Annotated in this window: 10 protein-coding genes; 9 read left to right on the top strand and 1 reads right to left on the bottom strand. The window is 72.7% G+C overall.

The window, feature by feature from the left end:
- The 9 genes from ABZ354_RS02825 to ABZ354_RS02865 form a co-directional block, all read left to right on the top strand.
- Positions 1-1,642 (top strand): ADP-ribosyltransferase (locus ABZ354_RS02825; protein WP_358652258.1); only part of this gene is annotated, 1,642 nt, incomplete at its 5' end.
- A gap of 54 nt (positions 1,643-1,696) precedes the next feature.
- Positions 1,697-2,065 (top strand): hypothetical protein, encoded by a 369-nt coding sequence (locus ABZ354_RS02830; protein ID WP_358652260.1) that lies wholly within the window; start codon positions 1,697-1,699, stop codon positions 2,063-2,065.
- Positions 2,066-2,072: 7 nt separating this feature from the next.
- Complete coding sequence (locus tag ABZ354_RS02835) at positions 2,073-3,320, top strand: DUF6508 domain-containing protein (RefSeq protein ID WP_358652262.1); 1,248 nt, start codon at positions 2,073-2,075, stop codon at positions 3,318-3,320.
- A gap of 319 nt (positions 3,321-3,639) precedes the next feature.
- Positions 3,640-3,951, top strand: a complete 312-nt coding sequence (locus tag ABZ354_RS02840; RefSeq protein ID WP_358652264.1) for a hypothetical protein — start codon at positions 3,640-3,642, stop codon at positions 3,949-3,951.
- A 169-nt stretch (positions 3,952-4,120) separates the two neighbouring features.
- Entirely contained in the window at positions 4,121-5,476 is a 1,356-nt protein-coding gene (gene eccD, locus ABZ354_RS02845) for a type VII secretion integral membrane protein EccD (protein ID WP_358652266.1), read from the top strand.
- Between the two features lie 79 nt (positions 5,477-5,555).
- Complete coding sequence (locus tag ABZ354_RS02850) at positions 5,556-6,986, top strand: MinD/ParA family protein (protein WP_358652268.1); 1,431 nt, start codon at positions 5,556-5,558, stop codon at positions 6,984-6,986.
- 51 nt (positions 6,987-7,037) lie between these two features.
- Positions 7,038-11,018, top strand: coding sequence for a type VII secretion protein EccCa (gene eccCa / locus ABZ354_RS02855; RefSeq protein WP_358652270.1), 3,981 nt, complete (start codon positions 7,038-7,040; stop codon positions 11,016-11,018).
- 7 nt (positions 11,019-11,025) lie between these two features.
- The gene (locus ABZ354_RS02860) at positions 11,026-12,465 is read left to right on the top strand and encodes a DUF6177 family protein (RefSeq protein WP_358652272.1); all 1,440 of its coding nucleotides are present in this window, start codon (positions 11,026-11,028) and stop codon (positions 12,463-12,465) included.
- Positions 12,462-12,923, top strand: coding sequence for an HD domain-containing protein (locus tag ABZ354_RS02865; protein ID WP_358652274.1), 462 nt, complete (start codon positions 12,462-12,464; stop codon positions 12,921-12,923). The genes ABZ354_RS02860 and ABZ354_RS02865 overlap by 4 nt, the downstream gene beginning before the upstream one ends.
- Here ABZ354_RS02865 and ABZ354_RS02870 read toward each other — a convergent pair.
- Entirely contained in the window at positions 12,920-14,122 is a 1,203-nt protein-coding gene (locus tag ABZ354_RS02870) for an acyltransferase family protein (RefSeq protein ID WP_358652276.1), read from the bottom strand. The two genes, ABZ354_RS02865 and ABZ354_RS02870, sit on opposite strands and share 4 nt — an antisense overlap.
- Positions 14,123-14,495 lie beyond the last annotated feature (373 nt).

Consider the following 14,495-nt stretch of genomic DNA (forward strand, 5'->3'; position numbering starts at 1 on the left):
CGTGGTGACGACGGTGTTCACGGGTGGTGCGGGTGGTGCCGCGGCGGGTGCGGGCAAGGCCGGTGCGGTGGCGAAGGCGCTGTCGGTGGCGGGCAAGGCCGGCAGGTTCATCGACCCGATGACGTACATCGCCAAGGGCGCCGGCGCGGGCCTGTCGAAGATCGGCGACATCGCCACCAGCCTCAAGGGTGTCGCCAACATCGACATCCCGACCCTCCCGGACGGCAGCGTCCAGTTGCCCGACGGGCGAACGCTGGCCCCGGACGGCAACATCGTCTCGCCCAACGGCGCCGTCGACGTCACGCCGATCCCCCACGAGACGACGCCCCCCGTTCCGCACGGGACCACCACGCCGACGCTGCCCGACAGCTGGAAGATCCCGGACGGCCAGCAGCCGGTGTACGCGGGTGTCCACGCCGGCGACGGCGGCGTCCACACCGTCGACAACGCCGGCCAGTACAACCCGCCCGGCTCGCACACCCCGGGCGGCGGTCACGTCCCCGGCGGGTCCTTCGACGCGACGCCGACCCAGACACCGCACGGCCACCCGTCCACGCACTCCCCGTACGACCACGTCCCCGGTCCGGGCGCGTACGACCACGTGCCGGGCCCCGGGGCCTACGACCACACGCCGGGCTCGGGGGCGTACGACAGCGGCACGACCCCGCACACCGGCGGCGGCCACGACTTCCCGGGCAGCGGCGGTCACGACCTCCCCGGCAGCGGACACGGCGACGACGCCGCCCACGGTGCGGACGACGCGGCCCACGGCGCCGACGACGCCGCGCACCACGGTGACGACGCGGCCCACGCCGGTGACGACGCCGCCCATGCCGGTGATCACGCCGATGCCGGTGACGCCGGGACGGACGCCGCGCATCACGGCACCGACGTGCCGGGCGCCCCGGGCCACCAGGGCACGGACGTGCCGGGCAGCGGGGCGGCGGACGAGCCGTTCGAGTACAAGCCGCACGTTACGAACAAGGAATGGGCCCAGCTCTCCACGGCGGAGAAGCACCAAATCGCCCTGGCCGAGGTCTCCGACGGCACGGTTCCGTTCGCCAGGGACACCGACGCCATCACGTACGGGCAGACGTACTGGAACGACTACGCGGACAACATGTCGGCCGAGCGGAAGCAGTCGGTCTGGGAGTACACCGACGAGCCGGACTACAACCTGCCGGCTCCGCACCCCGACGGCTGGGCGACCTACAAGGAGATGAACGGCTACCTGCGCGGGGACGCGTCGAAGTGGAGCGACTCCGTCCAGCACAACATCGACGAGGTGGACGCGGCGCTCGCCGGCCGTACCGTCCCCGAGGACGTCATGGTGGTCCGCGGCAGCGGCATCGGGCACCTCAAGCTGGACAGCCCGTACGACATGCTGGGCAAGACGTACGACGACAAGGGCTACATGTCGACGTCGCTCGGCAACCACCCCGTCAGTGCCTTCGCGGACGCGGAGGCGATCCTCCACCTGCGGGTTCCCAAGGGAACCCCGGCCCTCTGGGTCGAGAACGTCGGCAAGTTCGGACAGGGCGAGCGCGAGCTGCTGCTGGGGCGGGGAACGCAGTACCGGGTGACCCGTGTGTTCATGGAGAATGGAAAGGTGCAGGTCTACGGCGAAGTCCTGCCCAGGTAGCAGCGGAAGAAAGGCATGACCATGAGCCGGGAGACTCCACGCGTTCCTCCCCGGGTGACCGAATCCCTGCAGTGGGAGGAGGTCGCCAGCCCGCCGCGCTACGCGAACACCACCGACAAGCCGGTGCGGTACGCCGCCGTCGCGGACCGCGCCGGTACGGTGCTGGGCTACCTGTGGCTGAACGACGAGGACGACGCCGCCGGATGGCAGTACCGCCGGGCCGGCGGCGACGAGGCCTTCAACATGGGAGCGCTCTGGGCGGGCGAGCTCCACGAGGCCAAGGAAAAGGGCCTGACGCCCTCGGCCGCGCTCGACGCGATGATGCGGGATTACGGCCCCGAGGACCCGAGCCACATCGTCCCCGGTTCGCTCAAGGAGGCCCCGGGCCTGGAGGCCGTCAAGGAGCTGGCAGCCAGGAGCTGAGCCGTCAATGCCTGCCACACCTCCCGGCACGCCCTGCCACTACGTCACCGTCACCGCCCCCGGCCAGGAGATCGCCGGCTACCTCTGGGCCGACCCCGCCGACGTCGGCTGGACGGACCGGCGGGCGAGCAGTGTCCGCGCGTACCGGGAGGGGGAGGCGTGGGCCCGCAGGGCGAGGGAGGCCCATGAGCGTGGGCTCACCCCTCTCGGCGTGCTCCACCTGCTCAGCCGCGAACCCGGCGTGGGCCCCGTCGTCGCCGCCCCCGACAGGGAGGTCGTCGAGGAGCTCGCCCGGATGGTCACCCCCGACGACGACCGGCGACTTCTCGCCCGGCTTGCGCCCCGGGACTCCGGCGCCTGGCGCGAGCTGGCCGAAGCCTTCGACGCGCTCACGGACGAGGACCGGGACGTGAAGTGGGGCGGCGGGCACCAACTGCCGAGCGGCGCGACGCACGTCGCGTTCCCGCTCTACAGCAAGCCCCTGCAGCGGGCCGTCTCCGCGCTGTCGGGTGTCGGCGCGGTCACCCCGGAGCACCGCTGGGCGGGGGTCCCGATGCCGGTGCCTCCCCGGGAAGGGCAGATGCTCGAGCCGGCCGACGCCGTGCGCGCCGCGACGGCGATCGTGCGCGGGGAGCGGTTCTGCGACGGGCACATCGCCGAGTCGGTGAAGAACGGCCTCTTCGATGCGGTGGCTGTCTGTCTCCGCGCCTGGCACGCCTCCGGGAGGACAGCCGTACCGGCGGATGCCGCCCCGCCCACTTCCGAGGGGCCCGCTTCCGATGCGACCGCTTGCGAGGCGACCGCCGTACCTGCGACCACGGCCCAGGTCCCCGCGCCGTCCCGCCCCCGGCGGACCCCGCCGCCCCCCGCCCCCGTGTGCAGATTCTGCGGAGGTTCCCCCGCCGCGGACGTCACGTTCCGCGCCCATCAGGCGCTGCTCGTCGTCATGCGGTTCAGGAAGACGGCCGGGCCGATGTGCCTGACGTGCGGGTTGGCCGTGTACCGGACACTGACCACGTACACCCTCTGGCAGGGCTGGTGGAGCCCCTTCTCCCTGTTCCTGTTCGCGCCGTTCGCCCTCGTCCGGAACGTCCTCGCCGTGCGCCACGTGAGGAAACTCGCGGCACCGGGGCCGGGCACGAGCGGCCCGCGCTACGACCCCGGGGTGCCCGTACGGCGCAGGCCGCTCGCGTACGTCGGGCTCGTACCGGCACTCTGGGTGGTCGGGATGATCGTGTACGGGCTGGCCGGGTGAGGGTGAGGGAGTGGTCCCGGAGGGCCGTCCGGCAGGCCGTGCCGGCGCCTGCCCCCGGGTGTACTGATTGCCCCTCCATGCCTTATGTTGCGGAAGCGAAGCAGGGGGATCTCGCATGCCGCGTGACGGGCTACGGCACACGCCGGGCCGCCGCGATGTGCCGGCCGCGTCCTCGGTGGACCCGACGCCCGCCCGCCGTCCGGCGGCGCACGCGGAGACGGACACCGTCGCGCCACGCCGTCCCGGCCGGGTTCCGGGGGACCGGCTCCGCCTGCACGTGGACGCACTTACAGGAAGACGCACCCACGGGGACGACTGAATGGCACGGGACTACGACAGCCAGCTGCTGGAGTCGATCGCGGTGCGTCGGCGCCGGATGCGCGACGCGCTGCTCTTCGGCGCGCAACGCTCCAGGCGAACGGCGGACGAACGGCTCGGCAAGCTTTTCGCGGGCATCGCGATCGCGGCCGTACTGTGCGCCGGATGCCTGGGCTGGTCCTTCGTCCAGTCGATGATGGCGAAGCAGAAGGCCGAGCAGGAGAAGCAGCGGCAGCAGCAGGAGCAGCTCTACAGCCCGACGCCGACCGCCTCCCCCTCCGGTGGCGCCGACAAGGGCGCGGAGCAGGGGTGAACGCGATGGGGGATGTCGTGGTGCAACCTGTGGGGAACGCCGAGGGGAGCGCCGCCGGGAGTGGCGTACCGCAGACCGCCGCGGCCCCCGCGACGGTCGGATTGGTCATGCGCATGGTCGCGCCGGAAGGCGCCCTGGGCCGAGACAACGCGATGATAGGTTCCGGTGAGTGGTGAGCACAGCAACTTCGACCCGCACCCAGTTGAGCCGGGTCACCCTGATCGGTGAGCGACGGCGGGCCGACCTCGTCCTCCCCTCGGACACGGCGATCGGCCAACTGCTCCCCGACATACTGCGGTTGCTGGACGACCGGGCCGCCACCCGGCCGACCACCCGTCAACTGATCACCTCCGACGGCTCCGCGCTGCCGCACGACGCCACCCTGTCGTCGGCCGGCGTCCCCGACGGCGCCGTACTGCGCCTCGTCCGCGCGCACGCCGCGCCGCCCGCGCCCGTCGTGCACGACGTCACCGACCAGGTCGCCGACGATCTCGACCTGCGGGCCTGGCGCTGGCGCCCCGCCGCGCGCCGCGCCAGCGCCGGTGTGGCCGTCGTGGTGTTCGCCGTGGCCGCGGCGCTGCTGGCCCGGCGCGAGTTCGCGCTGGAGCACGTCGCCGCCGGGCTCGCGGCCGTCAGCGTCCTCTTCCTCGTCGTGGGCGCGCTCGTCGCGAGGATCGGGCAGGGCAACCGTGGCCTGGCCACCGCGCTGCTGCTCGCCGCGGGCGGACTCGGCCTGCTCACCGCCTGGACCGCCGCCGACGCCCACCACTGGTCCGGCACCGTCCGGCTGGCCTGCGTCGCCGCCTCGCTGGTGATCAGCCTCGTCCTGCTCGCCTACTTCTCGCCGCTCGGCCGCGGCGGGCTCATCGGCGCCGGCGCGATCACCGCCGTCACCGCCGTGTGGGAGCTCGTCGCCGCCGTACAGGACCGGCCGGACCGGCTCGGTGCCGTGATGGCCGTGTTCTCCGTCGTCCTGCTCGGCATGCTGCCGCGCTTCGCGCTGATGGCCTCCGGGCTCACCGGGCTCGACGACCGGCGTTCCTCCGGTACCTCGGTCAGCCGGCACGAGGTCGCCAACGCCCTCGCCGCCACCCACCGCGGGCTCGCCCTCGCCACCGTGGTCACCGCCGCGTCCGCCGCGTCCGCCGGATGGCTGTTGTCCACGGCCGCGGAGCCGACCGTGTGGACGGTCGCACTGGCCTCGCTCACCGCCGTGGTGCTGCTCTCCCGAGCCCGCGCCTTCCCGCTGATCGCCGAGGTCGTGGCACTGTTCGGCGCGGCGGCGCTGCTCGTCGTACGGCTCGCGGTGCTGTGGCTGGACCACTCCGGGGGCGTCGGCGCGCTCGTACTGCTGGGCGCGGCGGCACTGCTGCCGCTGCTGGTCCTCGGCATCGAGCCGCCGGAGCACGTCCGGGTCCGGCTGCGGCGGTCCGCGGATCTGATCGAGTCCCTCGGCGTGATCGGGCTGTTCCCGCTCGCCGTGGGCGTGTTCGGCATCTACGGCCAGCTGCTCAACAAGTTCTGAGGCTTCGACGACGAGACGCCGACGCGCCGTCGCCTCCGCGCGGGGCGACGAAGCGGGCGTCGCAGGAGAGAAGGGCGACATGCCGAACGGGGACAACTGGCAGAGCGATGTGCTGCGCGACCTGAGGGGCGGCGCGGCACAGCGGCGTGCCACGGGACCGGACGGACAGCCCGGACAGCCACAGCAGGAGCCTCAGGCGCAGACGGAGGCCCAGCAGCAGGGCGCACCGGGACCGGACGTCCCGCCACCGGGCCCGGCGTACGGCCCTCCGCAGGGGCAGCAGCAGGCCCAGCCGCAGCCGCAGCCGTACGGCTACCCGCAGGGTCAGCAGCCGCCCGCCCAGGGCCAGAACCCCGCCTACGGCAACCCCGCCCACGGCCGGCCGGGCACCCAGGACCAGGGCCAGGACCAGGGCCGGCCGTACGGCTATCCGGACCCCCAGCCCCAGCCGCAGCCGTACCCGCAGCAGGCGCAGCCCCAGGCGTACGGCTACCCGCAGCAGGCCCAGCCGCAGCCGCCCGCCTCCGGTTACCCGCAACAGGCCCAGCCGCAGTACGCGCACGTCCCCCGCGCCCGTTCCTCCCGCTCCACACCGGACTCCTCCCCGGTGCTCGACAAGCAGCTCGCCGCCGCCGGGCTCAAGCCGCGCCGCGGCGAGTCCCTCGGCGCCCGCGCCCTGCGTGCCGTACGCCGTACCGTGTCGTCGTCCGCCGCCCGTGAGGTCGCCGAGACCACCGCGACCGCCGAGGCCCTGCAGCAGCCGGTCACCACCGGCCGGCAGATCGCCGTGACGTCCATCCGCGGCGGCTCCGGGAAGACCACGATCGCCGCCCTGCTCGGCGCGACGTACGCCCACTACCGCCAGGACCCCGTCCTGCTGGTCGAGGCGGACCCGGCGCTCGGCTCGCTCCCGATCCGGATGGGCGCGGACAGCCTGCGCTGGACGACCGGTGACCTCGCCGACGTCGTCGAGCCGCAGATGACGCTGCTCGACGTCACCGGCTACCTGGTGCAGCTGCCCGACAACGCGTGGCTGCTGCCCGGCAGTCAGGGACAGGTCGGCGCCATGCTCGACACCCGCAGCTACGAGCGGGTCATGGTGTCGCTGCGGCGCTACTTCGGGGTGACCGTCGTGGACTGCGAGACGCTGCCCGCGGAGGTCGCCCGCACCGCCCTGTCCGCCGCGCAGGCCCGGATCCTCACCGTGCCCGCGACGCTGGAGGGCATCGCCAGCACACACGCCGTACTGCAGTGGATGCGCGGCCTGCCCCGGGACATCACCACCACGACCGTCGTCGTCCTCACCGAGACCGTGCCGCACCTCGGCCTCGACCTGCGCAAGGCGGCGGAGCGGCTGAAGGCGACGGGCGCGAGCGTGCACGTCCTGCCGTACGACCGGCATCTCGCGGCCGGCGGCGCCATCCGCACCGAACTGCTCGCGCGGGCCACCCGGCTGGCGGCCACCCGGCTGGCCGCCGAGGTCTTCCAGCTCTCCCAGAAGCGTCGCTGAACCACCCCCGCCGGAAGGGAACCTGAAGGACTTCGAGGACAGGGCGAGACGATGAGCACCCGACTGATCCACCGGCCGGCCCGCACCACCCGGCCCCCGGCCGCACCCGAGCCGCGCACCATAGAAGCGCCGCCCAACCTGCCCGACGGCAAGGCCGGCTCCATCGCGACCTCGCTGCTGCCCGTCGCCGGTGTGATGTCGTCCGTCGTGATGATGACCGTGATGCGCAACAGCCAGTTCGCCGGGCTGGGCGCGATCATCCTCGTCGTCACCGTCGCCGGCTCGCTGGTCATGGTCTTCTCGCAGCGCGGCAAGGCCCAGCGCACCCGCCGCACCCAGCGCGAGTCCTACCTCGCCTACCTGGAGGACCAGCGCGAAGAACTGTCCCGGCAGGAGCGGGAACGCCGGGAGAGCACCCAGGTGCTGAACCCGCCGCCGGCCGCCCTGTACGACATCGTCCGCGACCCGGCCCGGCTGTGGGAGAGGCGCCGCGTCGACGCCGACTTCCTGCGCATCCGCGTCGGCACCGGCGAGATGCGGGTACGGGACCTGAAGATCGCCCAGCAGGGCGGCTCGGCGCTCACCCCGCCCGATGAGTTCATGCTCAACGAGGCCTCCGCCCTCGTGAACCGCTTCAGCACCGGCACCGAACTCCCCCTCACCGTCCCCCTCGACCGCGTCGGCAACGTCAGCCTCATCGGCCCCCGCGAGGACACCCTCCGCGTCGCCCGCGCCCTGCTCGTGCAGACCGCCGCCACCCACGCCCCCGACGACGTGGCGATGGCGCTGGCCGCGCCCGGCGACCGGGTCACCGAGTGGGAGTGGGCCAAGTGGCTGCCGCACCTGCTCGACGCCGAACAGTTCGACGGGCCCGTAGCCGCCCGCCGCATCGCGCCCTCCGTGCCCCAGCTGGCCCGGCAGATCGGCGCGGAACTGCGCCGCCGCGCCTCCTACGCGGCCGAGGTGCGCCGCGGCCTGGCCGGCAAGGACGCCCTCGCGATGACCTCCCGGCTGCTCGTCGTCGCCGACGGGCACGGCGAGGACGCCGTGGACCTGCCCCGCCCCGACGACGCGGTCGGCCTGCGCGACATGGGCGTCACCGTCCTGCACCTGCTGGACGAGCGGGTCCAGGAACCCGGCCACGTGGGCGTACGCATCACCGTCGACGGCGAGCGCATCGTCATCGAGGACCTGCGCGAGGCCGAGCCGATCGGCGCGCACGGCACCGTGGACGAGATCGGCATCCCCTTCGCGGAGGGCCTCGCCCGCATGCTCGCCCCGATGCGGCTGTCCGCCGACTCGATGGGCGCCGACGCCCCGCTGACCGGGCCCGTCGACTTCGCCGACCTGCTCGGCATCGACGACGTCGCCCACCTCGACCTGGCCCGCCTGTGGGCGCCCCGCGGCGAACGCGCCTTCCTGCGCGTGCCCATCGGCGTCAGCGACTCCCGCGACCCCGTGCTGCTCGACCTGAAGGAATCCTCCGAGCTGGGCATGGGCCCGCACGGCCTGTGTGTCGGCGCCACCGGCTCCGGCAAGTCCGAGCTGCTGCGCACCCTGGTCCTCGCCCTCGTCGCCACGCACCCGCCGGAGGACCTGGCGCTCGTCCTGGTCGACTACAAGGGCGGTGCCACCTTCGCGCCCTTCTCCGACCTGCCGCACGTCGCCGGGGTCATCACCAACCTGGAGAACCAGGCCGGCCTCGTCGAGCGCGTCCACGCCTCCCTCGCCGGCGAGGTCAAGCGACGCCAGCAGGTCCTCAAGGACGCGGGCAACGTCGCCGACATCGGCCACTACGCCGCGCTGCGCGCCGAGAAGCGCCCCGACCTCGAACCGCTGCCGCACCTGTTCGTCGTCATCGACGAGTTCGGTGAACTCCTCACCGCCAAGCCGGACTTCATCGACCTGTTCCTGTCCATCGGCCGCATCGGCCGCTCCATCGGCGTGCACCTGCTGCTGTCCAGCCAGCGCATCGAGGGCGGCAAGCTCAAGGGCCTGGACACCTACCTGTCGTACCGGCTCGGCCTGCGCACCTTCTCCGCCGACGAGTCCCGCACCGTCCTCGACACCACCGACGCCTTCCACCTGCCGCCGCTGCCCGGCTTCGGCTACCTCAAGGTCGACACCAGCCACTACGAGCGCTTCAAGGCCAGCTACGTCTCCGGCGCCTACCGCGGCCCCGTGGAACGCCAGACCGAGGACACCGGCCCGCTCGCCCTCGAATACATGGCCTACAACACCCTCGGCGAGGAGCAGGGCGGCGCGGCGTCCGAGGAGCCCCAGATGCGGCGCCGGGAGACCGGGCCCACCGAAATGGGCGTCCTCATCGGCCAGTTGGAGGGCGCCGGGGCCCGCCCGGTGCGCCAGATCTGGCTGCCGCCCCTGCCCTCGGCGGTCGCCCTCGACAAGGTCGCCGGTCCCGTCGAGGTGGGCCCGCGCGGCATGCAGCTCGCCAAGCGGCGCAGCCCGCTCCAGGTGCCCCTGGGCGTCCTGGACGACCCGACCAAGCAGTGGCAGGGCCAGTGGTACCTGGACCTCACGCTCGCCGGCGGCCACGCCGCGATCATCGGCGGCCCGCAGTCCGGCAAGACCACCCTGCTGCGCACCCTCGCCCTCTCGCTGTCCCTGACGCACACCCCGCAGGAGGTCGGCGTCTACGGCCTCGACCTGGTCGGCGGCGGCCTCCAGGCGCTGTCCGGGCTCCCGCACGTCGGCGGCGTCGCCGGCCGCGCCGACCGTGAGCGCGCCGCCCGCACCATCGACTCGGTGCGGGGCATGCTCGACCAGCGCGAGGAACTGTTCCGCGTCCACACCATCGACTCCCTGGAGCAGTTGCGCACCCTGCGCGCCGCCGGCCAGGTGCGCGAACTGGCCTCCACGGAGATCGTGCTGCTCATCGACGGCTTCGGCGCCCTGCGCGACGACTTCGAGGAACTCGACGACGCCGTCGTGGACATCCTCAAGCGCGGCAGCGGCTACGGCATCCACGTCGTCGCGGGCATGCTGCGCTGGAACGACGTGCGGATCGCGACCCAGTCCCAGTTCGGCACCCGCGTCGAGCTGCGCCTGAACGACCCGAGCGAGTCCAGCGTCGACCGCAAGCTCGCCCAGACCCTCTCGGCCGAGGAGAAGGGCCGCGTCCTGACCGACGGCAAGCTGTTCGCGCAGGTCGCGCTGCCCCGCACCGACTCCCTGCCCGACACGGGCGACCTCGGCGCCGTCCTGGAGCGCACCGCCCGCACGATCCGCGCCACCTGGACCGGCGAGGTCGCCCAGCCCGTCCGCGTGCTGCCGCACCTGCTGGAGCCGCAGACCCTGCCGAGTCCGTCGGCCGAACCTCGCCGTGTCCCGATCGGCCTGGACCAGACGAAGCTCGCCCCGGTCCTGCTCGACCTGTTCGAGCACGACCAGCACCTGATGATCATGGGCGACAGCGAGTGCGGCAAGACCAACCTGCTCAAGGTGATCGCCCAGGGCCTCATCGAGCGCCACGGCGACAGCGAGATCGTCTTCGGTGTCTTCGACCCGCGCCGTGGTCTGCGCGGCGCGATCCCCGAGGAGTACCGGGGCGGCTACGCCTACAACTCCAAACTGTGCGCCGGCCTCGCCGCGGGCATCGCGGGCGAGCTGGAGAAGCGACTGCCCGACGAGGGCGCCGACAACGAGGACCTGGAGCCGGGCAGCTTCTCCGGCCCGCGCATCGTGATCCTCGTGGACGACTACGACGTCCTGACCACTGCGGGGCAGCAGCCGCTCGCCCCGTTCGTGCCGTACATCCCGTCGGCCGTCGACATCGGCCTGCACTTCGTCCTGACCCGCCGCGTCGCGGGCGCCTCCCGCGGCCTGTACGAGCCGCTGCTGCAGAGCCTGCGCGAGTCCGGCTCCTCGGCGCTGGTGATGGCGGGCGACCGCAGCGAGGGACAGCTGTTCCCCGGCGTGTACGCGGGCGCGCAGCCGCCCGGCCGGGGCGTGCTGATCCGCAGGGGCGAGCCGAACCGGCTGATCCAGACCGTCTACTCGGGGACCAGGTGAACCACCCATGACGAAGGACGTCATCGCCCTCACGAAGAAGATGCCGGACCCGCTGAGCGTCCTCGCGGGCCTGCTGTCCGGCGGCCCCGACCGGCTCGTCGGCGCGGAGGGCGACGGTGCCGTGGTGCGGCTGCACGACGAGCAGGGCCGGCCGCTGGTCTCCGTGGAGGCGCCCCTGCTGGTGCAGGTCCCGGGCGAGGCCGAGCGACTGCTCGGGGCGAGCCCGCCCGAGGTCCCGTACTGGTGGACGGAGGCCCGCGCCACCACCGGCGTCGCCGAGGCCGAGGCGCTCGCCGGGACCTTCGCCGCCCGCCTCGCCACCCTGGTCGGCGGCACCGCCTGGCCCCCGGAGGCGGCGCTTTCGCTGGCCGTCGTCAAGACCGACGGGGTGAGCGCCGCGCCGGTACCGGCCGCCGCCCAGCCCGCCGTGGACGTCCTGACCGACAAGGTCGCCGTCGTCATCCAGGACCGCCCGGTCGTCGCGATGACTGCCTGGCTCCAGGACGCCTTCCGCGCGGCCGCCAACGCCGAGCTCGGCCTGCAGATCGTCACCCCGGCGGGCACCCGCCTCTCCCCGGCGGTCCGCAACAGCCTGCCCGGCTGGCCCTCGCGCTGGGTCGTCCAGGACGAGCAGGACGGCTACTACGACGGTCTGTCCGGCGCGGTCCTCACCTGGTCGAACGGCCTCTTCGTGACCGTCGAGTCCCCTGACGCCACCCGCGAGGACCCGCGCACCCCGGTCGCCGCCTCCTTCAAGGAGGGCCCTCTCGAGGAGGGCGACACCGGTGAACGCCAGCTCGCGATCTCCTTCCGCACCGTCCACCCCGCCGACGACCGCCTCGTCCTCGGCGGCGCCGTGGAGGCCGTCTGGCGGGAGATCACCGGCGAGGAGCCGGCCGGCTGGGGCACCGAGGAACCCGCCAACCTGGCCTGGTCGCTGCGCCGGCTGACCGACGTGGCGTACGAGCGGACGCCCGAGCCGACCTGGCTCGTGGTCGTCGGCAGCCCCGGGCGCCCCGGCCTCGCCACGGTCCGCATCACCCGCACCAAGGGCGGCGTGGAGGAGGACGTCACCATGTCCTTCGGCTACGGCCCGGGCGAGGAGGTGCCGCACGACGCGGTGCCCGCCGCCGCGGAAGTCCTCGCCACCCGCCACGACCTGCAGTCCATGCTCGTGCAGATCCGCCGCGCCCGCCGTGACCTGTCCGTCCCGCCCCGTTTCGAAGGACCCGGTGTGCCCTACGCGTTCGTCCTGGGCGCCGAGGAGGTCCGCGAGATGCCCGGCGACCGCGCCCGACGCACCCCCCTGGCCGAGCGACCCCGAGAACTCGGCCCCAAGACCCGCCCCGCGCTGTACTACCCGCTGCCCGGCGACCCGTCCGACCTGTCGGGCTGGCAGGACTTCCAGCGCCTGATGAAGCACCTCAGGGGCGGGACCGGGCGATGACCCCGGCCGAGGCCGAGGCCCTCGCCCGCGCCGCGCACGAGGGGCGGACCGACAAGGCGGGCCGCCCCTACGCCGACCACTTGAAAGCCGTCGCCGAAGGCGTACGCATCAGGGGCGGCGACGACGACCAGATCGCCGCGGCCTGGCTGCACGACGCCGTGGAGGACCGCGCACTCTCCGAGCGGTGGCTCGACGAGGCCCCGCTGAGCCGCCGTGCCAAGGACATCGTGCGCGCGGTCACGAAGCGGGCCGGCGAGCCGCCCGAGGCGTACGCCGCGCGCATCCTCGCCACCCCGGGCGCCCTGCTGGTGAAGGAGGCCGACCTGGCGCACAACGCGGACCCGGCCCGCCTCGCCGTCCTGGACGGGCCGACCCGCAAAAGACTGACCGAGAAGTACACGCGGATGCGCGCACTTCTCGGTCTCGGTGAGTCTTCCGGATCCTCGGCTGCGGACTAGACCCGGGCCTTCTCCCGCCCGCCCGACCGGCTGTCGTCCGCCCGGCTCTCGGCCTTCTCGCGCTCGCGGGCCAGTTCGGCGGCGTCCCGCTTGAACGCCCACTCCATCTTCGGCTCCATGGCGAACCGGAAGACCCGCTGGACGGGCTTGGTGCACAGCACTGTGACCACGGCCGCCGCGAGGACGCTCACGAAGACCTCACCGAGCGGTCGGTGCAGCCAGTCGTGGTCGTACCAGCCGCGGAAGTCACCGGCCTTCACCAGGAATCCGTGCAGCAGGTAGCCGTACAGCGTGCCCGCGCCGAGCGCCGTGAACCACATGTGGCGGCGCGGCGTCCAGGCGAAGAAGCAGGCGGTCAGCACCAGCGAGCAGCCGAACATCGCGAGTGTCATGACGGGCCCGGACCACCAGGGCGCGCCCAGTTCCTGTGCGGAGTCGCGGTGGTAGAACCACGTGGTGGCCATGCGGGGCTCGGCCCACCAGGAGAAACCGAGGGCGAGCGCGAACAGCGGCACGGCCGCGAGCCGCACCGAGTTCCGGCGCACCATCTGGAAGTGCTCGGCCTTCATGCACAGACCCAGCACGAAGTACGGCAGGAACTGAAGGACGCGCTGCAGGTCCAGGTCGTCGCCGATCTCCGGCGACATCGACGCCATCATGGCGATGGCGAGCGCGAGCGGCAGCGGATGGCGGACCGTCTTCCAGATCGGCGTGGTCACCCGCCACAGGAACAGCGCGACCAGGAACCACGTCAGGTACCACGGGTCCAGCAGGCTGATCTTCTGGTCCGGTTCGTCGTTGACGAACCTCTTGAAGAGGGGGTACGCCGTCTCGAAGAGGATGTACGGCACGGCGACGCCGGTGATCAGCCTCTTCAGCCGGCTGGGCCGCATGTCGAAACTGCGGGAGAAGAAGCCGGAGATGATGATGAACGCCGGCATGTGGAACGAGTACACGACCATGTACGCGGCCTCGAGGACGCGGCTGTCGCCCTTCAGGGGCTCCCAGGCGTGTCCGACGGCCACCAGCACGATCGCCAGGTACTTCGCGTTGTCGAAGAACGCGTCACGCTGCTTGCTCTGCTGAGTACTACGGGGCTGGGTCTGCGGTGGGCGGGGCTCCACGGGTTCCACGTCCGGCGACTGCGCCGGAGGAAGCGGCATCCTGCGATTGCCGTACGGTCGCAGCGAGTTCGTCACAGACCCTCCCACCAGGAAATCGGGGATTCGATCCGGAACCTCGCTGCGCTTGCGGGGGACGAGGCAGCGTGAAACATCTGAGGCACCCTAGCGTCGCGCCGGGGTATTCGTAAAACCCCCGACGTCATTCCTGGTATATGGCTGCGCATACCCGGGATTTCACGGAACTTGACCTCCCGGACGACGTGACGGTCGGCACATCGCCTGTCCGAACGTGTAGGTCGCATGCGTCCAGGTTGCCCCGCTTCATCCCCCCTAAGGGGGGCATAAGCCCCGCAGGCGACTCTGGCGGAATGTCCCCTTCCATACCTCTTTGGCGGTTCGTGACGCGGCCGTTGATGAGGCTCGGGTGTCACGTGAAATGGCCTGTGGA

The sequence above is a fragment of the Streptomyces sp. NPDC005925 genome (genome assembly GCF_040638805.1).
Classification (GTDB): Bacteria; Actinomycetota; Actinomycetes; order Streptomycetales; family Streptomycetaceae; genus Streptomyces.